Origin of the sequence: Streptomyces sp. NPDC093085, assembly GCF_040683935.1 — a bacterium.
Taxonomy (GTDB): Bacteria; Actinomycetota; Actinomycetes; order Streptomycetales; family Streptomycetaceae; genus Streptomyces.
Genome location: NZ_JBFBFB010000003.1, coordinates 560527 through 580235 on the forward strand (window position 1 = coordinate 560527; position 19709 = coordinate 580235).

At 71.1% G+C, this 19709-nt stretch carries 21 protein-coding genes; 14 read left to right on the forward strand and 7 right to left on the reverse strand.

What is annotated here, in order from left to right:
• The first annotated feature begins 18 nt into the window (after positions 1-18).
• The 3 genes from AB0O07_RS13215 (at position 19) to AB0O07_RS13225 (ending at position 2413) form a co-directional block, all read left to right on the forward strand.
• A complete protein-coding gene (locus tag AB0O07_RS13215; protein WP_365631327.1) occupies positions 19-747 on the forward strand; it encodes a hypothetical protein in 729 nt (242 codons plus the stop codon).
• Positions 748-827: 80 nt separating this feature from the next.
• Complete coding sequence (locus tag AB0O07_RS13220; protein ID WP_365631329.1) at positions 828-1421, forward strand: XRE family transcriptional regulator; 594 nt, start codon at positions 828-830, stop codon at positions 1419-1421.
• A 116-nt stretch (positions 1422-1537) separates the two neighbouring features.
• On the forward strand, positions 1538-2413 hold the full coding sequence (locus tag AB0O07_RS13225) for a class I SAM-dependent methyltransferase (protein ID WP_365631331.1): 876 nt from the start codon (positions 1538-1540) through the stop codon (positions 2411-2413).
• A 152-nt stretch (positions 2414-2565) separates the two neighbouring features.
• Here AB0O07_RS13225 and AB0O07_RS13230 read toward each other — a convergent pair whose 3' ends face one another.
• Entirely contained in the window at positions 2566-3303 is a 738-nt protein-coding gene (locus AB0O07_RS13230) for an ABC transporter permease (RefSeq protein WP_365631333.1), read from the reverse strand.
• Positions 3304-3546: 243 nt separating this feature from the next.
• Here AB0O07_RS13230 and AB0O07_RS13235 point away from each other — a divergent pair, with 243 nt between their 5' ends.
• The 4 genes from AB0O07_RS13235 (at position 3547) to AB0O07_RS13250 (ending at position 8157) form a co-directional block, all read left to right on the forward strand.
• On the forward strand, positions 3547-4200 hold the full coding sequence (locus tag AB0O07_RS13235; protein WP_365631335.1) for an HNH endonuclease family protein: 654 nt from the start codon (positions 3547-3549) through the stop codon (positions 4198-4200).
• A gap of 409 nt (positions 4201-4609) precedes the next feature.
• Positions 4610-6652 (forward strand): FAD/NAD(P)-binding protein, encoded by a 2043-nt coding sequence (locus AB0O07_RS13240; RefSeq protein WP_365631337.1) that lies wholly within the window; start codon positions 4610-4612, stop codon positions 6650-6652.
• 88 nt (positions 6653-6740) lie between these two features.
• Positions 6741-7217: a DoxX family protein gene (locus tag AB0O07_RS13245; RefSeq protein ID WP_365631339.1), complete on the forward strand. Its 477-nt coding sequence runs from the start codon at positions 6741-6743 to the stop codon at positions 7215-7217.
• A gap of 292 nt (positions 7218-7509) precedes the next feature.
• Positions 7510-8157 (forward strand): VTT domain-containing protein, encoded by a 648-nt coding sequence (locus AB0O07_RS13250; RefSeq protein WP_365631341.1) that lies wholly within the window; start codon positions 7510-7512, stop codon positions 8155-8157.
• Positions 8158-8167: 10 nt separating this feature from the next.
• On the opposite strand, the gene AB0O07_RS13255 is transcribed toward AB0O07_RS13250, so the two are convergent.
• Positions 8168-8947, reverse strand: a complete 780-nt coding sequence (locus tag AB0O07_RS13255; RefSeq protein WP_365631343.1) for a MerR family transcriptional regulator — start codon at positions 8945-8947, stop codon at positions 8168-8170.
• 74 nt (positions 8948-9021) lie between these two features.
• On the opposite strand from AB0O07_RS13255, the gene AB0O07_RS13260 reads away from it, so the two are divergent.
• Positions 9022-9483 (forward strand): DUF6194 family protein, encoded by a 462-nt coding sequence (locus AB0O07_RS13260; RefSeq protein WP_365631345.1) that lies wholly within the window; start codon positions 9022-9024, stop codon positions 9481-9483.
• 24 nt (positions 9484-9507) lie between these two features.
• On the opposite strand, the gene AB0O07_RS13265 is transcribed toward AB0O07_RS13260, so the two are convergent.
• Positions 9508-9768 carry a DUF2277 domain-containing protein gene (locus AB0O07_RS13265; RefSeq protein ID WP_365631347.1) on the reverse strand — a complete coding sequence of 87 codons (261 nt, stop codon included), beginning with the start codon at positions 9766-9768 and terminating at the stop codon, positions 9508-9510.
• 24 nt (positions 9769-9792) lie between these two features.
• Positions 9793-10530 carry a GntR family transcriptional regulator gene (locus AB0O07_RS13270; RefSeq protein ID WP_365631349.1) on the reverse strand — a complete coding sequence of 246 codons (738 nt, stop codon included), beginning with the start codon at positions 10528-10530 and terminating at the stop codon, positions 9793-9795.
• A gap of 124 nt (positions 10531-10654) precedes the next feature.
• Here AB0O07_RS13270 and AB0O07_RS13275 point away from each other — a divergent pair, with 124 nt between their 5' ends.
• The gene (locus AB0O07_RS13275) at positions 10655-11275 is read left to right on the forward strand and encodes a hypothetical protein (protein ID WP_365631351.1); all 621 of its coding nucleotides are present in this window, start codon (positions 10655-10657) and stop codon (positions 11273-11275) included.
• 16 nt (positions 11276-11291) lie between these two features.
• Entirely contained in the window at positions 11292-12266 is a 975-nt protein-coding gene (locus AB0O07_RS13280; RefSeq protein ID WP_365631353.1) for a hypothetical protein, read from the forward strand.
• On the opposite strand, the gene hemC is transcribed toward AB0O07_RS13280, so the two are convergent.
• Together hemC and AB0O07_RS13290 are read right to left on the reverse strand one after the other, a co-directional pair.
• Positions 12259-13197, reverse strand: a complete 939-nt coding sequence (gene hemC, locus AB0O07_RS13285) for a hydroxymethylbilane synthase (RefSeq protein WP_365631355.1) — start codon at positions 13195-13197, stop codon at positions 12259-12261. The genes AB0O07_RS13280 and hemC overlap by 8 nt on opposite strands.
• A 124-nt stretch (positions 13198-13321) precedes the next feature.
• On the reverse strand, positions 13322-13606 hold the full coding sequence (locus AB0O07_RS13290; protein ID WP_365631357.1) for a hypothetical protein: 285 nt from the start codon (positions 13604-13606) through the stop codon (positions 13322-13324).
• Between the two features lie 224 nt (positions 13607-13830).
• Here AB0O07_RS13290 and AB0O07_RS13295 point away from each other — a divergent pair, with 224 nt between their 5' ends.
• Positions 13831-15171 carry a tetratricopeptide repeat protein gene (locus AB0O07_RS13295; RefSeq protein WP_365631359.1) on the forward strand — a complete coding sequence of 447 codons (1341 nt, stop codon included), beginning with the start codon at positions 13831-13833 and terminating at the stop codon, positions 15169-15171.
• Between the two features lie 54 nt (positions 15172-15225).
• On the opposite strand, the gene AB0O07_RS13300 is transcribed toward AB0O07_RS13295, so the two are convergent.
• Positions 15226-16305, reverse strand: a complete 1080-nt coding sequence (locus AB0O07_RS13300; RefSeq protein ID WP_365631361.1) for a LacI family DNA-binding transcriptional regulator — start codon at positions 16303-16305, stop codon at positions 15226-15228.
• A gap of 192 nt (positions 16306-16497) precedes the next feature.
• Here AB0O07_RS13300 and AB0O07_RS13305 point away from each other — a divergent pair, with 192 nt between their 5' ends.
• From AB0O07_RS13305 to AB0O07_RS13315, 3 genes are all read left to right on the forward strand, one after another.
• Positions 16498-17802 (forward strand): extracellular solute-binding protein, encoded by a 1305-nt coding sequence (locus AB0O07_RS13305; protein ID WP_365631362.1) that lies wholly within the window; start codon positions 16498-16500, stop codon positions 17800-17802.
• A 131-nt stretch (positions 17803-17933) separates the two neighbouring features.
• Positions 17934-18800, forward strand: coding sequence for a sugar ABC transporter permease (locus AB0O07_RS13310; RefSeq protein WP_365631598.1), 867 nt, complete (start codon positions 17934-17936; stop codon positions 18798-18800).
• Positions 18797-19657, forward strand: a complete 861-nt coding sequence (locus tag AB0O07_RS13315) for a carbohydrate ABC transporter permease (protein ID WP_365631364.1) — start codon at positions 18797-18799, stop codon at positions 19655-19657. Before AB0O07_RS13310 ends, AB0O07_RS13315 begins: the two co-directional genes overlap by 4 nt.
• Positions 19658-19709 lie beyond the last annotated feature (52 nt).

Below are 19709 nucleotides of genomic sequence, written 5' to 3' on the forward strand. Positions count from 1 at the left end.
ATGAGATCATCGGCCGTGATGCGTAACAGGCTGAGCGACCTGGTCGCCACCGGTCTGATCGACCGGCTGGACGCGCGCGACAGGATGCTCCTGGAGCGCCGCGCCCGTATCAAGTCCACCGAGGGCGGGCCCTTTCCCCTGGATCCTCGCGGCTGGTGGTACGCGGTGCCCGGCGCGACGTACGAGGGGCTCTTCGAGGCGCTCGGCCTGCACGACCGGTTCCCGGTCACGCTGGACGAGGGCGCCGACGTGGAGGACCTGCCGTTCCGGGGGCTCGCGGTCCCCAGCTTCGTCACGCCCGAACTGGACGGCTGGCGGCTGGTCCTCGGCAACCTGCCCGACCTGGTCGGCACCGAGCGGGACGACTGGATCGGCGCCGTGGAGCGGCTGAGCGCCCACTGCGGCGAGGCGCACCTCTTCTACGAGGACCCTGCGGAGGGCACCGACATCTGGGCCGTCGCCCGGAAGGGCGCCGTCCAGCGGTGTTACGCGGCGGAGAGCGACCCGGAGTGGGTGGGCGAGCCGCTCCCCTGGGAGCGGCTCGCCGTCGACGAGGACGGTTTCGACCCGGAGTACGGGACGGCCGCGCCGAACGCGGGTACGGCGGGGGTGGCCCGCGCCTGCGGACAGCTCTCCGTCGATCCCGGCGCGCTCGGCGCCACGACGCGGATGCGGGGCCACGGCTGGCTCGCGCTCGACCGGGCGGGCGTCGGCCACGAGGGCCTCAACGCCCTCGTGGAGTTCTGAGCCCGCGCCCCGTTCTCGCGAGCCACCGGCGTCCCCGGGCGCCCGGGGCCCTCGTGTGTCACGGGCATACGATGCCGCCTATGACGCACGAGGACAGCGGCGACCTGGACAGTCTCGTACGCGGCCGTATCCGCGCCCTGCGGGTGGCGCAGGGCTGGTCCCTGGAGGAGCTGGCCTCCCGGGCCAGGATCAGCCAGTCCACGCTGTCGCGCATCGAGAACGGCCGGCGCCGCCTCGCCCTGGATCAGCTGGTCGTCCTCGCCCGCGCCCTGGACACGTCGCTGGACCAGCTCGTGGAGAGCGCCGCCGACGACGTCGTCATCAGCCCGGTGATCGACGGCGCCCACGGACAGATGCGCTGGCCGGTCAGGGCCGACCCGGGCATGACCGTCATGCGGCGGCGGATGACGGAGCCGCCGCCGGAGAACCCCGCGCGGATGCGCGCGCACCCCGGCAGGGAGTGGCTCGTCGTCCTGTCCGGCACGGCGCTCCTCATGCTGGGCCACCGCCGCTTCCGTATCGAGACCAACCAGGCCGCCGAGTTCCCCACCATGCTGCCGCACGCTCTCGGGGCCGAGGGCGGCCCCTGCGAGATCCTGGGCATCTTCGACCGCGAGGCCCGCTGCGGCCATCAGCGCGACGGCGACGGCGAGGCGGAGGGCTCCCGCGCCTGACGGCCTCCCGCACCCCTGGGCGCGGGGGTTGCGCGTACGGCACCCCGGGCGACGATCTTCTTGCCAATGCCGCAAAGAATGATGCCGTACACGCAAGGCCGTCCTAGCGTGGGCCCATGACCCACACACACCCGCGCCACGCGCACGTTCCCGCCTCCGGCCCCACCCCTGAATCCGCCGCCCTCGGCGATCAGGCCGAGATCCTCGACCTGGACGCGGAGGTCCTCGCCGAACACATCGCGGAGATCATCGGATGGCTGCCGCTCGCGTCGGCGCCACGGGAGATCGTGGACCTGGGCTGCGGAACGGGGACCGGCACCTTCGCCCTCCTCGACCACTTCCCCGGGGCGCGGGTCGTCGCCGTCGACTCCTCGGCCGAGCACCTCCACCGCCTGCGGGCCAAGGCGCGCGCCCAGGGCGCGGAGGGGCGCGTACGCACCGTGGAGGCCGACCTCGACGCCGCCGACTGGCCCGCTCTCGGGGCGCCGGACCTGGTGTGGGCCTCGGCCTCGATGCACCATATGGCCCGCCCCGAGCGCGCCCTGCGCACCGTCCACGAACTCCTCGCGCCCGGCGCCCTGTTCGCCGTCGTCGAGCTGGCCGGCTTCCCCCGCTTCCTGCCCGCCGACGCCCCGGAGGACCGGCCCGGACTGGAGGAACGGTGCCACGCCGCGAGCGACCGCCTGCACGCCGAGCATGTGCCCCACCGCGGCGCGGACTGGGGGCCGCTGCTGGCCGCCGCCGGATTCGCCGTGGAGGGCGAACGTACCGTCGCCGTCGACATCGAGGGCGCGGGCGACGCGACCGTCGGCCGCTACGCGCTCGGCTCCCTGCGGCGCCTGCGTCTGGGCATCGACGGCGTCCTCCCGCCCGAGGACCTCGCCGCGCTCGACCGGCTCCTCGACACCGAGGGCCCGCAGAGCATCCTGCTCCGCGCGGACCTGACGGTACGCACGGAACGCACCGTCTGGGCCGCGCGCCGCACCGGCTGACCCCGGGGGCCTGGCGACGGGCTCCCCTTGCCGGGCGTCTGATGACGGGCCCCCTTGCCGGGTGCCTGACGTCAGGCGTCCGGTGTCAGGCTCCCGCCGGCGGTCCCGCGAGGCCGCCGGCGGGAGCCCCGTCCGTCCTCTCCCCCGGCCGGTCACACATCCCTGTGCAGCCGCCCCCGCGCCACCAGTTCCAGCACCACGCTCACCGCGACCGCCTGCACCGCCATCAGCGCCACCAGCACGAAGAGCTGGACCGCCCCCGCCATCACCGGCGACGCGCCGCCCAGCAGCATGCCCACGAAGGCCCCCGGCAGGGTGACGAGGCCGACCGTGCGGGTCTGGTCGAGACCCGGAAGGAGGGCGTCCGCCGCCGCCGGGCGGGCGACCTCCATGCGCGCCTCCCGGTCGAGCAGGCCGAGCGCCATACCCGCCTCCACCTCGCCGCGCCGGGCGTGGAGTTCGTCGAGCGCGCGCCGGCCGCCCAGGACCGTCGCGGTGAGCGCGCCGCCGATGAGGATGCCCGCGGCGGGGATCAGGGCGATGCCCTTGGCCGGTACGACACCGGTGAGCAGCAGGACCGTGACCACCGGCGCCACGCCCGCGCCGATCGGCAGGGCGGCCCACCACCAGGTGCGGTTGGCGGTGACGCGGCGCCCGGCCGTGCGTACGGCGACCGCGTACATGAGCGCGAGAAAGCCGAGCAGCGGCGGTACGGAGCCGACCACCCAGCCGATCAGCAGGGAGACCGCGCCGAGCTGGAGCGCGGCGCGCACCCCGGCGACGGCGATCTCACGGCCCCGCCCGAGCCGGGCGAGACCGGCCACGGCCACCGCGGCGATCAGCAGGAGGCCGAGGACGACTCCGAACGTGGTATCGACGCGCAGCAGCACGTGCCCATCCTAGCCGCCGCTTACATCAACTTTGCCCGGGTAAGCCCGAATTACCGTCCGTCAGAAAATATCGACGGCCGCCGACCCCTTGATGTGACGTGTTCATGTCGTCACCCTGTTACCTGAAGCCCACCTTCCGGAAACCCGCCGCCACGACGATGTCGAACGGTTCGCACCGGCCGAGCCCCCAATCGGCCACCACGTCAGGTTCCGCAGGTTCCCCCCACCCTCAAGGGAGTCCCCATGTCCGGTGTCTACGCGCGTCGAATGCGCCGTCTCGCCGTGCTCGCCTCGTCGGCCGCCATCGCCCTCGCCACCACCCTGCTCGGCGCCCCCACCGCGCAGGCCGCCATGCCCACGCCGATCGCCGCCAGCACGGCCCGCACGTACCTGGCCAGCCTGACCGTCCAGGCGGAAGGTTCCTCCTCCGGCTACAGCCGCGACCTGTTCCCGCACTGGATCACCCAGTCCGGCACCTGCAACACCCGCGAGGTCGTCCTCAAGCGCGACGGCACGAACGTCGTCCAGGACTCCGCCTGCGCCGCCGTCAGCGGCTCCTGGTACTCCGTCTACGACGGCACCACCTTCACCGCCTCCTCCAGCCTCGACATCGACCACATGGTCCCGCTCTCCGAGGCCTGGAAGTCGGGCGCCAGCAGCTGGACCACCGCGCAGCGCCAGGCGTTCGCCAACGACCTGACCCGCCCGCAGCTCGTCGCCGTCTCGGCCAGCTCGAACCGCTCCAAGGGCGACAAGGACCCGGCCAACTGGCTCCCGCCGCTGGCCTCGTACAAGTGCACGTACGTCCGCGCCTGGGTCCAGGTGAAGTACTACTACAAGCTGAGCGTCGACTCGGCCGAGAAGACCGCCCTCACCAACGCCCTGAGCGGCTGCTGAGCCGGCGGCGACCCCCGCACCGAGCAGCACAGAGCAGCATCGAGCAGCACCAAGCGGGCCGCCTTCCTCCTGCCCGCCCATCCGGGTGGACCGGCGGAGAAGGCGGCCCGTTCGGATGAGGCGGCGCCGCAAGCCGATGGGGTGGCGCCTCAAACCGATGGGGTGGCACCTCAAACCGATGGGGCGGTGCCTCAAGCCGATGGGGCGGCTCCTCAAGCCGATGGGGCGGCTCCGCGAGATCTCTGCAAATTCCCCACACTATCGGCCCGCGAGGACCGCGATCCCCCCGTGTGATCATTCCCACACAACGTGATCCTTCACCCGAGGGTTCGAACTCACCACACACCAACGGCATGATGATGCGGACCATCCGCGTCCAGTACCGCCCCATGCCTCCGGAGCCACAGCTTTGTCCGATGTACGGCAGCACCCCCACCGTTCACTCGCCGTCGTCGGCGTCGGCCCGCGTGGTACCTCCGTACTGGAGAGACTCTGCGCGTCCGTGCCCGCGCTGGCACCGGATCTGGATCTGACGGTGCATCTGGTGGATCCGGCGCCACCGGGGGCGGGGCGGGTGTGGCGGACGGACCAGTCGGGCGAGCTGCTGATGAACACGGTGGCCTCTCAGGTGACCGTCTTCACCGACCTGAGCGTGGAGTGCGAGGGGCCGATCCGTCCGGGGCCGAGTCTGTACGAGTGGGCCGCCGCCCTGCCCGAGGAGCGGCTGGGGCCCGACGACTATCCGAGCCGGGCCACGTACGGGCGGTACCTGGAGTGGGCGTTCCGTACGACGGTGGAGGGCGCGCCCGAGCGCGTGACGGTCGAGGTGCACCGGGCGCGTGCGGTACGGCTGGACGACGAGCCCGGGCAGGGCGCGGCTCCGGCGTCCCCGGCGCAGCGCCTCACGCTCGACGACGGGACGACGATTTCCGGCCTCTGTGCCGTCGTCCTCGCGCAGGGACATCTTCCGGTCGTTCCGGGGCGGACACAGGCGACCCTGGCCGAGTTCGCCGAACGCCACGGGCTGCGCTACTTCCCGCCCGCCAACCCGGCCGACCTCGACCTGTCGGGCATCGCACCGGGCTCCCCGGTGCTGCTGCGCGGGCTCGGGCTGAACTTCTTCGACCACATGGCGCTGCTGACGGCGGGGCGGGGCGGCACCTTCCGGCGGGACATCGGCGGCGTCCTGACGTACCGCCCGTCGGGGCGCGAGCCACGGCTGTACGCGGGGTCCCGGCGCGGGGTCCCGTACCAGGCGCGCGGCGACAACGAGAAGGGCCCCTCGGGGCGCCATCACCCGCTGAAGCTGACCCCGGACGTCATAGCGCTCTTCCGCAAGCGGGCGGAGGCGGGCGATCCGCCGGACTTCCTTCAGGAGATATGGCCGCTGGTCGCGAAGGAGGTGGAGGCCGTGTACTACGCGGCGGCCCTGCGGGAGGCCTCCCTCCGGATCGGCGCGACCGCCGCCACGGATGCCGCCGCCCCCGAAGCCGCCGGCGGCCCCGCCGTCCCGGGCGCCCTGCTGGAACGCTTCCTCGCCGCGCCGCACGGGAGCGCCGAGGAGGCGGCCGTGCTGGACGAGGCCGGGATCGCCGCCGCCGGGCGCTGGTCCTGGGAGCGGATCTCGCGCCCGTACGACGGTGAGACCTTCCGCGACCCGGCCGGGCACCGCGCCTGGCTCCTCGCCCATCTGCGGCGGGACGCGGCCGAGGCGGCGCTCGGCAATGTCGTCGGGCCGGTCAAGGCGGCGCTGGACGTCCTGCGCGATCTCCGGAACGAGCTGCGCCTGATCGTCGACCACGCCGGCCTCTCCGGCGCCTCCCGGCGCGACCATCTCGACCGCTGGTACACGCCGCTCAACGCGTTCCTCTCCATCGGGCCGCCCCGCCGCCGTATCGAGGAGATGGCCGCGCTGATCGAGGCGGGCGTGCTGGAGGTGGTCGGCCCCCGGACCGCCGTACGGGCGGAGGACGGCGCGTTCCTGGCCGAGTCCCCGGACGTCCCCGGTTCCGCCGTACGGGCCACGACGCTCGTGGAGGCCCGGCTTCCGGAGCCGGACCTGCGGCGGAGCCGCGACCCGCTGCTCGCGCTGCTGCTCCGGACCGGCCAGTGCCGGCCGCACACGATCGACGGGTACGAGACGGGCGGCATGGACGTCACGCCGCGCCCGTACCGCCTGGTGGACCGCGAGGGCGCGGTCCACCCGCGGCGGTTCGCGCTCGGCGTGCCCACGGAGGGCGTGCACTGGGTGACGGCGGCGGGGGCACGCCCCGGGGTGGACTCCGTGATGCTCTCGGACACGGACGCGGTGGCGCGGGCGGTGCTGCGGACGGCGGTGCGGGACGCCGGCCGGGACGCCGCCGGGGACGCCGGCCGGGAGGCGGCCGGGGGCGCCGCCGGGGAGGCGCGAATTGGCCCTCCACGGAATGTTGAACTTGCAAGCATCGATTAGGCCAACCTAACCTGGCGGGACGTCACTCGTCGGCCCCGGCCTCGCCCCCACGCCTGGTCCGGGCCTCGACCCAAGGAGTACACCCCCCATGTACACACGACTGAACGCCGCCCAGCCCTATGTGCTGGGCCTGTTCCGCGTCGTTGTAGGACTCCTGTTCACCTGCCACGGCGCCGGTTCGCTCTTCGGCGCCTTCTCCCGTGAGACGGTGGCCGCCGGCACCTGGCCCGGCTGGTTCGCCGCCGTCATCGAACTCGTGGGCGGCGCCCTGGTGCTGCTGGGCCTCGCCACCCGCCCGGCCGCCTTCATCGCCTCCGGGGCGATGGCGTACGCGTACTTCACCGTCCACCAGCCCAACGGCCTGTTCCCCATAGCCAACGGTGGCGAACTGCCCGTCATGTTCTGCTGGTCGTTCCTGCTCCTGGTCTTCACCGGTCCCGGCGCGTTCGCCCTCGACCAGTTCCTGCCCGCGCGCGACGGCGCCGCCGCCTCCGGGAACAGCGCCGGGAACGGGGACGGCACCGAGGACGGGCGGCACGGCGAGCCCGCGAAGGTCGCCGCGTAAGCGGCAGGCACCTCGGCGGCACGCCGGTGATACGCCGGTGATACGCCGGTGATACGGCGCCCCGCCCCCGGTCGGCACGGCCCGCTCGGCCGCCCGGGGCGCGGGGCGCCTCCGCGTCCGTACAGGACGAACCGGCGTCCGTACGGAACGAACGGGCGTACGGCCGCGACGACATGCCGCCCCGGACGTACGCTCCGTACCGCACACGCGTACGCTGTGTGGCTCAGCAGCCGCTGCCGCGCACCAGCGGCATCGAGCGCTGTCACGGGTGCGCGCAGGGGGAGTCGGAGAAGTGCTGGAGAGTCTGGGTCTGCTGACCGGCAGCCCATGGATCTACGCCGTCGTGGCCGTCTCCGTACTGCTGGACGTCTTCCTCCCGGTGCTGCCCAGCGGCGTGCTGGTGATCACCGCCGCCACGGCCGCCGCGGCCGGGACCACGACGGTCGTGAGCGCGGCCGGCAAGGTGGGCCAGGGCCAGGTGCCCCAGGAAGTCCCCTCGCTGCTCCTCCTCATGCTCTGCGCGTTCAGCGCGTCGGTCCTGGGCGACCTGGTCGCGTTCCGGCTGGGCCGGCACGGCGGGCTCGGCCGTGCGATCGCCCGTTCGCGCCGCCTCACCACCGCGCAGGAACGCCTCGGCACCGCGCTCAGCGGGGGCGGCGGCGCCCTGGTCGTGATCGCCCGGTTCGCCCCGGCGGGCCGCTCGGTGGTCTCCCTGGGCGCGGGCGCGGCCCACCGCAAGGTGAAGGAGTTCCTGCCCTGGTCGGCCCTGGCGGCGGTGGCCTGGACCGGATACAGCGCGGGCCTCGGCTACTTCGGCGCCCAGTGGCTCGGCTCGACCTGGATCGGCGTGGCGCTCTCGGTACTGGCGCTCTTCGGCGCGGGCTCCCTGGCCGCGTACGTGATACGCCGCCCGGGCCCGGCGGGCACGGCGGCGGCGTGACGCCAGGGTTTCATGGTCCCCGGCCGAGGAGGGCGGCGAGCGCGGCGGACCCTTCGAGGAGGGCGCGGGAGCGTGCGGTGATACGGGCGTCCCGGGCGGCCAGCGCGGAGGCGACCTCCTCCGAGCGCCGCCCGCCCCGCAGTTGGGGCATCAGGGAGCGGAGCGCCCCGACCCCGTACCCGGCGCTCCGTAGCTGCTGCACGATCCGGGCGTCCCGGGCCTGGTCCGGCGTATAGCGGCGGGTCCCGCGCGGCGGCACCCGGTCGGGCACGGCGAGCCCCTCGGCGTCCCAGTGCCGCAGTGTCGAGGGACGCACGCCGAGCGCGGCGGCGAGCGCGGACACACTGAACGCGTCGGATTCCCGTACGTCCCCCAGCGGCTCGGCGGAGATCGCGGCGGCGGCCTCCCTGGCGAGCGCGAGCCCCCGGCGCTCCCGGTCGAGCCGCGCGTGCGCCGCGTCGAGCAGCGCCAGCACGGACCCGGCCGCCCCCTGCTCCCGGTCCCGGTCCCGGTCCTGGTCCCGGTCCCGGTCCCGCTCCTGGTCCTGGTGCGCGGCACGGAGCATCCGCTTCGCCTCGACCGGCCCCGTACCGGCGGCGAGGGACCGGTAGGCGAGCGCCGCCCGCACATGGACCTCGGCGTAGCACCGGTATCCGGCGGCGGTGCGGACGGCGGGCGGCAGCGCGCCGTCGCGTTCGAGATCACGGATCTGCTGCACGGAGTACCCGGCGCGGCGCGCGACATCGCTGGTCCGCAGCACATCCGTACCGCCGGATTTGAGGGTTCCCACTATGCCGCTCCCCCGCTCCCGGGGCCGTACCGCCCCGGAGTCTCCACAACCACCTGAATGAAACGCTTGAGCACATGACCATCGAAGAGATCATCGCCCATCTGGAAGAACTCGGCGGAGTCCTGGTCCTCAGGCCCGGCCCCGGCGCCGGCTCGCCTCAGGTGAGCTGGGGGGACACGTACTTCTACTACGCCCCGGACGGCGTGACGCCGAAGGCGGGTCAGCCCTTCGCGACGGTCGTCACGAAGAACTACCCCGGCGACGAGGCATCACGACTGGACCGCCCGGGAGCCTTCCGGGTCAACATGGCCCCGGGCAGGGAAGCCTTCACCCACTGGACGACCACCGCTTCCTCCCCCTCCCCCGCCGACCCGAGCACCCCCGACACCGTGCTGCCCCACCCGGTCTACGCCGAGGCGGGCTGGCTCGCGGTGGTGAACCCGGGCCCGCGCACCGCCGCCGCCCTCCGCGACCTGCTCACCACGGCCCACCACCTGGCCCGCGCCCGCCACGAGCGGCGCCGGGCGGGTTCCTGACCACGCGGGACGGACCCACCCGGTTCACCGCGTACGAGCCCGCTCCCCGGCACCGGCCCTGGCCCCGGCTCCGGCCCCGCCCCGTACCTCCAGGTCCCGCAGGAGCGCGGCGGTCGCCTCGGCGATCTGGTCCACGGCCCGGTCGAAGACCTCCCGGTTGTGCGCGGCCGGAGCCCGGAACCCGGACACCTTCCGTACGTACTGAAGCGCGGCGGCCCGAATGTCCTCCTCGGTCGCCTCCTCGGGAAGCGCGGGCGGACGGAGCGTCTTGATACTGCGGCACATACCTCCAGTGTGCCCCCGCGCCCCTCAGGACAGATCGAACTCCCCCGAAAGCTGCCGCCCGGGGCCGAGGAAGTCGGTGGCGTACTCGGTCGTCACCCCGTCCTCGTCCCAGTACCGGTTGGCCATGACCAGGGCTGGAGTGCCCGCTTCGACACCGAGGAGTTCCGCGTCCTCCGGCGGCACCGGCCGCAGGGACACCACATCGCTCCTGCGCACCGCACGCCTCCCGGTGCGCTCCTCCACCAGCCCGAACGTCATGGTCGGCAGCGGAGCCGCCACGACCAGTTCCGGAGCCGCGTCCGCGAACTCCCCGGGCAGCCATGACGTGGAGAGCGCGACCACACCGGCGTCGTCGAGATACCTGCGCTGCCGCCTGACAACGTCCGAGCCCTCCTCCAGCCCGAGCGCCTGGGCCACATCGGCGGGCGCCGGAACCATTTCGGCACCGACGATCTCCACCCGCTCACCGGGCCGGAACCCGGTGCCCCCGGCCCGCGAGATCAGCAGCCGGTCCGCGCCTGTGGTCTGCTTCGCCCCCAGGTCCACGAAGGTCCCCTGCGTGGACGACCGTACGTACCCCTCCGCCTGAAGTTGCTTGATTCCCTTGGCCGCCGTGGCCGTGGCCACGCCCCACTCCTCGGAGATCGCGGCGATGGAAGGGAGCTTTGCCTCAGGAGCGAGTTCCCCGTCGATGATCTGCTGTCGAAAATGGTCCGCAATCTGAACGAACGGTGGCGGTTCCCGCCGTACTCGTGGCGCCATGTCCCCTCCACATCGTCTGCTAGCTCGCGCGTAACACTACCGCTAGCCAACGATTGTCGACGTAAGCTAGCATGCGATGTCCAAGCGTGAGCTAGCATGCGATCCCTGGAGAGGGGCAACGCCCATGCCAGGCCATCCGGTGGTGCCGTACATCACCCAGTGGAGTGCGGAACAAGCCCCTCGGCTGACTGTCGTCGCGAGGGGCCAAGGCATTGGTTATGCGGACGAACGGCCTTACGATCGCGACACCGACGGCGTGCTGTGGACCGGCGTTCCGTGTCTCCCCGGCAAAGGACAGCCGGAGTTCGGCAAGGTCCATGCTCTGAGGCAGCTACGCGCGATACGCGAACTGCTCTGCCAGGTCTGCGGCCGGCCTGCCGACCGTGACGCGCATGGCGTGTTGTGGCTCCTGGGTGAGGCCCCCGACGATCTCACTCCCCGAACCACCGAACTCACCACCACGCATCCGCCGCTCTGCATGCCATGCGCCCTGCAATCCGTCCGCGCATGCCCGCACCTGCGAAAGCGATACGTGGCGCTTCGGGCCCGGACCTTCGAACCGGTCGGAGTGCGTGGAGCGCTCTATCGCCCCGGCCATCCGGCGCCCACCCTCGTGGACGTTGCCGGAGTCGCCTTCGACGACCCCCGCATTCACTGGACGCGGGCCGGACAACTCGTCGTACGGCTGCGCGAATTCACCCTCACACGACTGGAATCGGCGGCTCTCCGCCCGCCGACCGGCTGACTCGGAACGAGGACCTATGACCACCACCGCAACACCTCGGCCCCACGGTGTCATCGGGGCGGCCGGACCACTCCGGAGCCGTCCCGCGGTCCGGAATCTGCTGGAGTCGCGGACGCTCACCCCCGCCGACCTCTCTCTCGTGCTGCTCGTCACCACGGAACCCGCCGACCGCCCCATGCCGACCGTCACGGTCGAGCGGATTCCCACCGTCCTACGGGAAGCCGAAAGGCTCGGCATCCGGTCCGTGAAGCTGTTCGCCGGATCCGCCGACCGGGATGCCACGGGGGAAAAGTCCCTCGCCCCCGATTCCTTGATGGCCCGCGCCATCCAGGCGGCCAAGGATTCCGTACCGTCCATCGCCGTCATGACGGAGACATGCCTGTGTTCCCACACCGATGACGGGCTCTGCTATCTCGCCGGAGCACAAGGGCGGCCAGACGTGGCTGCCACGGTAGAGGTGACCGCCCGGCAGGCAGTCGCTCACGCGGAAGCCGGCGCCGACATCGTCGGCCCCGCGTCCATGCTGCTCGGCACGACGGCGGGCGTCAGGGGCGCGCTGGACGGGAGCGGGCACGAAGGAGTGTCCGTCATGCCTCATGTGATCTTCTGGTCCAGCTTGTACGACGGGTTCCGACGGACCATGGGGGCGACCCCGAGAACTGGCGCCGATCGGGAGTTCCAGATCCATCCCGGCCAGGCCGAGCAATTCGTCGACACCGCGTTACGGATGGAGGCGGAAGGCGCCGAAATGCTGTTGCTGGAGCCGGCCTTGTTCACCGCGGATGTGCTCGCCACACTCCGGACCGTGACCCGGGCTCCCCTGTTCCCGTTCTCCGTCTCCGGGGAGTACGAGGCGCTGACGCACACGGATCCGGCCACCGGGAAGCGGGACGTTCGCCGGTTGGTGGAACTCTTCACCATGCTCAAGCGCGCGGGGGCAAGCGCGAGCCTGACCTACGCCGCGCTCGATATCGCACGCCTGCTCACCTGACCCCGGTCGCGGCGCGCGCCGTGGCGAGGACGGCGTGTGCGCCCTGGTCGATGAGTTCGGCGGCCAGGGCCGCACCCAGTTTCTCGGGTTCACCGGGCGGACCGGCCATCCGCCCTGAGATTCGCTCCGTTCCGTCCAGGGACGTCACCTGGCCGAACAGCGACAGCCTTCCGTCCGGTGAACTCTCCGCGTACGCGCCCACAGGAACACTGCACCCGCCGTGCAATGCCGCGAGCAGTGAGCGTTCCGCCCGCACGTGGGCGTCGATGTCGAGATCTCCGGTGGTGGCGAAGACTTCGCGGGCGGCCTCGTTGTCCTGACGGACCTGGATGCCCAGTGCGCCCTGTCCGGGGCTCGGCGGGAAGAGGTCGAGAGGCAGGATCTCCCCGATCGCGTCGTCGAGGCCGAGTCGGTGCAGCCCCGCGACCGCGAGGACGACCCCGTCCAGGCCCATGGTCTCGATCTTCCTGAGGCGCGGCGGGACATTGCCCCGAATGGGCACCACCTCAAGGTCCGGTCGTACGGCGAGGAGTTGGGCGGCTCTGCGGGGCGCGCCCGTACCGACCCGCGCGCCCTGCCGCAGACCGGCGAGGGTCGATCCGCACAGTGCGTCCCGTACATCCGCGCGTCCGGGCGGGGGCAGGAGCACCAGGCCGGGCGGGGTGGCGGTCGGAAGGTCCTTCAGGGAGTGGACGACGGCGTCCACCTCCCCTCGTACCAGCGCCGCCTCCTGCGCGGAACTGAACGCGGAGCCGCCGCTGCGCGCGGATACGCCGTGGAGCGGCGACTTCCGGTCCCTGTCACCGCCTTCGAGAATCACCCGGTGGGTGAATCCGGTTTCCGGAAATCTTTCCCGGAGCGGGGCGAGGAAGGTCCTCACCTGGGTTTTCGCGAGATGGCTGGCGCGCGAACCGACGACGAAGGTGTTCACTGACGATCGGCCGACTTCCGGAAGCCCGACAGGGTCGGCTTCAGCGTACGGTTCGTACCGGGTTGCCCATACAGACAGTCGGTCGGGAACGGGGAGTTCCGGTAACTGTTCTGGTTACCCGCCGCTACCCCCGCTGTCCCGGCGGGCGGGCCGTGCTGTCACGGATGACCAGGCGCGGCGCCGGATGCGTGTAGTCCAGGTCGTATCCGTACCGGTAGTGCACGACGCGGCGACGCCGGTCGCTCTCGTCCGACCATCCGGACTGTTCGGCATTGTCCGGTTCCTGCGTGCGCCGCCAGATACCTTCCTCCACCGACCGTAACCGGTCATGGCCACCGACGAAGAATGTCTTCCACTGTTCGACGTCACGCTGGCTGAGATGCTCCAACACCGCATAGGGCATCAGCATGCTCGTCTCCTCTCGGGGAGTGAAGCGATTCCGATGGCGCCGACGGGGGGACTGCCCGCTGCCGGGGGCCGTCGCCGGTGTCCCCTGGTCGTTCATCGTCGCCCCGCTTTCCGGCGCGGTCTCCACTCGCTCCAGGCAACAGGACGACTACCCACAGCGCTACGCTGATGCCAACGGCAGGACTTAAGACCCTTAAGCGCCATTTGTGCGGGGAGTTGAGGCCAGTGAGGACACCGGAGCCGAACACGGCACTTGAACTGCTGTACCGCGAGAGCGGCTGGACGCTGCGCCAACTCGCCCAGGCGATCAACCGCATCGGCACCGAACGCGGAACACCGCTCAAGTACCAAGAGCCCTCGGTCCATCAGTGGCTGAAGGGGCATATGCCCAAGGCGAGCACGCGGCCGATCGTCCTGGAGGCATTCGCCCGAAGACTGCTCCGCCCCGTCACGCACATCGAAGCGGGATTCCCCGCACCTCCACACGAGTCGAACGCCCATCCGAGTACGGTGGAAGGGCTGATCGACCTGGGGAGGCACGACGTGGACCCGTCCCGCCGAAGCGTTGTCGGAACAAGCCTGTTCTCTGTCGCTCTCACCATCCCGAACTGGCCGGACGTCGTGGGGCGAATGGAGGCCGTTCAGACCGGCAAAACGCGCCGCATAGGGATGCACGAAGTCGACATGGTCATCGCCATGACAGAACGAATCTCGGAGCTCGATGACCAGTTCGGCGGCCGACATGCCCGACCGATGGCGGCGGCGTTCCTCGTGAACACGGTAGCGCCATACCTCAAGGCGGATGCTTCCGACGAAACCCGCAAGGCAATGATGTCGGCAGCGTCGGACCTGTGCTATCTCACCGGCTACATGGCCGTGGACGAAGGAATCCATGGATTGGCGCAGCGGTACTACTTGAAGGCTCTGGAACTGGCAGGCGCTTCGGAAGACCATCTCACTTACTGCACCACACTGCGAGGAATGAGCGTCCAGGCCGTCGACCTGGGTCACGGAAAAGCCGCGATGCGGCTGGCCGACGCCGCCGCAGCGGCTTCCCCGCAGGCCGGGCCCCGGATGCGGGCGTTTCTGGCCGGGCAGCAGGCTCATGCGGCGGCGCACATCGGGGATCGTTCGAAGGCGTTCACGTACCTGCGTGAAGCCGAAGTCGCCATGGACAAGGCCGAATCCCAACAGAAAATATTCGGCTCCTACGATCCGGCCGCCTTGAATTACCACACCAGTCAGGTCCGATATGAACTCGGCGATACGGTGGGAGCCGTAGAAGCGATGCAGGAGTCCGACAAACTTCGCTACGACATCTATCGGCGAACACGGGTCAAAGAGCGTGCCATCCTCGCCGAACGCCATTTCGCGGTCGGGCATGTGGAAGCCGCCTGCGCCACATGGAACAGCGCATTGGACGACTACCCACTGATTCAATCGGGAAGAGCCGATCAGCGAATGTGGAATCTCCTGCAACTGGCACGGCCCCATCTCAAGAACCATGTGGCTCGCGACGTTTACGAGCGGGCGCACTCGATCGTCCCTGGAGCGCCCCAGGGGTAACGCGGGGCACCACTCGGGGATCCAGGCTCCGCACAGCGCTTCCCGCTCCCGCCGCTACCCCCGCTGTCCCGGCGGGCGGGCCGTGCTGTCGCGTACGACCAGGCGGGTGCCGAATTCGATGCGGGTGTCGGCCTGGTCGGTGGGGGTGGGCGGGAGGGGGCGGGGGGTGTCGGTGGGGGGTGGGGGCGGGGTGGTGTGGCGGAGGCGTAGGAGCATTCTGGCGGCCTCTTCCGCCATGCCTACCAGGGGCTGGTGGACGGTGGTGAGGGCGGGGCTGGACCACTGGGCCAGGGGGATGTCGTCGTAGCCGACCAGGGAGAAGTCCTCCGGGATGCGGAGGTTCAGGACGCGGGCGGCCTCCAGGACGCCGAGGGCCTGGAGGTCGCTGCCGGCGAAGATCGCGGTGGGGCGGTCGGGGGCCTGGAGGAGTTCGGCGGCGTGGGTGCGGCCGGAGCGTACGTGGAAGTCGCCGAAGCGGACCAGCGCCGGGTCGACCGCCACGCCCGCCATGCCCATGGCGGAGCGGAAGCCGTCGAGGCGGGCCAGTGAGCAGAGCATGTCCTCGGGGCCTGTGATGACGGCGATCCTGCGGTGGCCCAGGTCGAGGAGGTGGCGGGTGGCGGCGAGGCCGCCGGCCCAGTTCGCCGAGCCCACCGAGGGGACGTCGGGCTCCGGGTCGCCGGCCGGGTCGATGATCACGAAGGGGATCGCCCGGGACCAGAGCTTCTTCTTCAGGTCGTCGGGGAGTGTGGAGAAGACCAGGACCACGCCGAGCGGGCGGCGGCGCAGCACGCCCTCGACCCAGTCGGCGCCCGGGGAGTGCCGGGTGCCGGTCTCGGTGAGGACGACGCTGAGGCCGGTCTCCTTGGCGACGTTCTGGACGCCTCTGATCAGCTCCATCGCCCAGGTGCTGTCCAGTTCGTGGAAGACGATCTCGATGAGCGGGGCCTCGGGGGCGCCGGCGCTGGAGCGGCGGTAGCCGTGGGCCTCCAGCAGCTCCTCGACCTTGCCCCGGGTGGGTGCGGAGACATCAGGCCGCCCATTGAGCACTTTCGAAACTGTCGAAAGGGAAACCCCGGCTTGCGAAGCCACCTGGGCCAGGGTGACCCGGCCCGTACTCGTCTCATCACGCATGGACTGAAGGATAAGCCAAGGGAAGTCGACCCGAAATCGGGCCGAAATCGGTAACGGTTTGGCTGCGCGCCGACCGGGGTGTTGACCGCTCCGGAGCGGAGTCCTACGGTCACACGCCAGATACTTTCGGCGAACTCAGCGATAGTTTCGAGATGGTTTCGATGGGCTTCGGGAGAGGGTGGTGGTTGCGCGATGGTGAGGGAACGGGCCGTGTGGCGGGGGGTTGCCGGGGGGCTGGCGCTCGCGCTGAGTCTGGTGGGGCTGGCGGGGTGCGGGGGAGGGAGCGGGGGTCCGGGCGGGGCCGACTCGTTCCATGTCCTCGTCTACGGTGACGCCACCAACAAGGTGGAGAAGCAGATCGTCGAGACGTTCAACAAGACCTCGAAGGTCAAGGCGGTGCTGGACACCGTCCCCGGTGCCGACTACCAGAAGAAGCTCCAGACCACCATCAATACCCCGCAGGCGCCCGATGTCTTCTTCAACTGGGGCGGCGGTTCCATCCGGCCCTTCGTGAAGTCGGGGCTGCTGCTGCCGCTGGACGACATGGTGGCGAAGAACCCGGAGCTGGAGTCGGCCTTCCTGCCGTCCGTCTACGACACGGCGAAGATCGACGGCAAGGCGTACGGCGTCCCCATGCGCGGCACCCAGCCGGTGCTGCTCTTCCACAACAAGAAGGTCCTCGCCGACGCGGGGATCACCCCGCCCGGGACCTGGGATGAGCTTCTCGGCGCGGTCGCGAAGCTGAAGGCCAAGGGGGTCACTCCGATCGCGCTGGGCGGCGGGGACAAGTGGCCGACGCTGATGTGGTTCGAGTACCTGTACGACCGGGTGGCGGGGCCCGGACTCTTCGCGAAGGCCCTGGCGGGCGACGCGTCGGTCTGGGAGAGCGCGGAGAGCAGGCGCGCGCTGGCCATGATCAAGGAGCTGGTCGACGCGGGCGCGTTCGGCACGAACTACGACTCGGTGAAGTTCACCGACGGCGGCTCCCCCGCCCTGGTGGCGACCGGGAAGGCGGGGTTCGAGCTGATGGGCTCCTGGGTGTACTCGACCCAGCAGGACGCCAATCCGGAGTTCGCGAAGAACGGGCTCGGGTATACGGCGTTTCCGACCGTGCCGGACGGCAAGGGTGATCCCGCCGATGTCGTCGGCAACACCAACAACTTCTACTCGGTGCTGAAGAAGACGAAGCACGCGGACGCGATAGCCGAGTTCCTGAAGCTGATGTACTCGGACGAGTTCGTCGAGGCGCAGCTCGCCATCGGCAACTTGCCGACCACCACGAGCACCGAGAAGTTCCTCGGCTCGGCGGAGAACCCGGCGTATCTGAAGTACCAGTTCGCCATGGTCAGCAAGGCGCCCTCGTTCCAGCTCTCCTGGGACCAGGCGTACCCGCCGTCCGCCAACGCGCCGATGTCGACGGCCATCCAGCAGTACTTCAACGGGTCGATGGACGCCGACGGGTTCATCAAGGCCATGCAGGGGTTGTCCGCCGGGTGAGCACCGCCGACGTTCGCCGCCCCGGCCGTTCCGGGCACCTCGGCCGGTCCGGGCGGGCCGGCCGCTCCGGGACCGGCGGTCCCGCCGGGCACACCGGTCCCGCCGGGCCCGCCGGTCCCGCCGGGCATACCGTGGCGCGGCCCGGGCTGCTCTGGGCGGTGCCCGCCGCCGTCTTCTTCGCCCTGTTCGCGCTGGTCCCGCTGGTGCTGGTGGCCGTGCTCTCGTTCGCCGCCTGGGACGGGGTGGCGGCGCCGCGCTTCACCGGGTTCGCCAACTGGAGCGCGCTCGCCCGCGATCCGGTGATGCTCAAGAGCCTCTGGCTGAGCGTGCTGCTGACCGGGCTCGGGGTGGTCACCCAGACCCCGCTGTCGCTGCTGCTCGGGGTCTGGGCGGCGGGGCGGCAGCGTAACCGGGCGGTGCTCTCCGCAATCTTCTTCGTGCCGCTGCTGCTCTCCGCCGCCGCCGTCTCGGTCCTCTGGCGGGCGCTGCTCGACCCGAACTTCGGGGTGCCGGCGGAGCTGAAGTGGCTCTTCGGGGACGGGAATCTGCTGGGCAGCGGGACCGGGGCGATCGGGGTGCTGGTCTCCGTGGCGGCCTGGCAGTTCACCCCGCTGCACACGCTCATCTACCAGGGCGCGGCGCGCGCGGTGCCGGATGTGCTGTACCAGGCGGCGGCGATCGACGGGGCCGGGCGGGTCCGCCAGTTCTTCCACATCACGCTGCCGCAGCTCCGCAACGCGATCATCACCTCGGTGATTCTCATGGTGGTCGGCGGGCTCACCACCTTCGACACCGTGCTGATCCTGACGCAGGGCGGGCCGGGCACCGACACCAGCATCAGCGCGTACTACATGTACCAGAAGGGTTTCCGGGAGTTCGACTTCGGCCAGAGCTCGGCCATCGCGCTGCTGCTGGTCGTGGTGGCGACGGTGATCTCGCTGGTCGTGGTGCGGATGTCGGGGTACGACCGGATGGCCGGCACCAAGGAGGGGATGTGACGCCCCGTACCACCACCGCGCGAAGGCCCGGCACGACGGCCGGCCGGCGGCCCAACTACCTCGCCGGGCTCGGCGCGCTGCTCTGGCTCGGGCTGGTCGCGCTGCCGCTGTACGTGATGCTCGGCGCGACGGTGCGGACCCGGGCCGAGTACGGCACCAACGGGCCGCTCTCCTTCCCGCGCTCCTTCACCTTCGACAACTACGCGCAGGACCTCACCGCCGGTTTCGGCCGCTACTTCCTCAACACCCTGGCGGTGACGGCCAGCGTGGTGGCGATCGTGCTGCTGCTGGTACCCCCGCTGGCCTTCGCGATCGTGCGGAACGGGGGCCGGGGCAGCCTGCGCGTCTTCCGGCTCTTCCTCCTCGGCCTCGCCATCCCGGCGCAGGCCGTGATCGTCCCGATGTTCTACGTGATCAGCCAGGCGGGGCTGTACGACAACCTCATCGGGGTCATCCTGCCGACCGCCGCTTTCTGCCTCCCGGTCTGCGCGCTGATCCTCACCGGCACCATGCGCGACATCACCGGCGAACTCTTCGAGGCGATGGCCCTCGACGGGGCGTCGACCCGCCGGGTCTTCTTCCAGCTCGTCGTACCGCTCTCGAAGGGCGGCCTCGCGACGATCGTGGTGTTCTCCGCCCTCCAGGCGTGGAACGGCTTCCTCTTCCCGCTCGTCCTGACGCAGTCCGCCGAGACCAAGGTCCTCACCCTCGGCCTGTACGACTTCCAGACCGCGTACGGGATCAACATCCCGGGTCTGCTGGCGGCCGTGGTCCTCTCCACGCTGCCCGTCCTGCTCGTCTACCTGTTCGCCCGCCGAGCCCTGGTCCAGGGGCTCATGGGGGTCGGAGGAAAGTGATCGACAACGTGAGTGCCACCCCCGAGGCCGCCGTCACCGGCCAGGCCGCCGC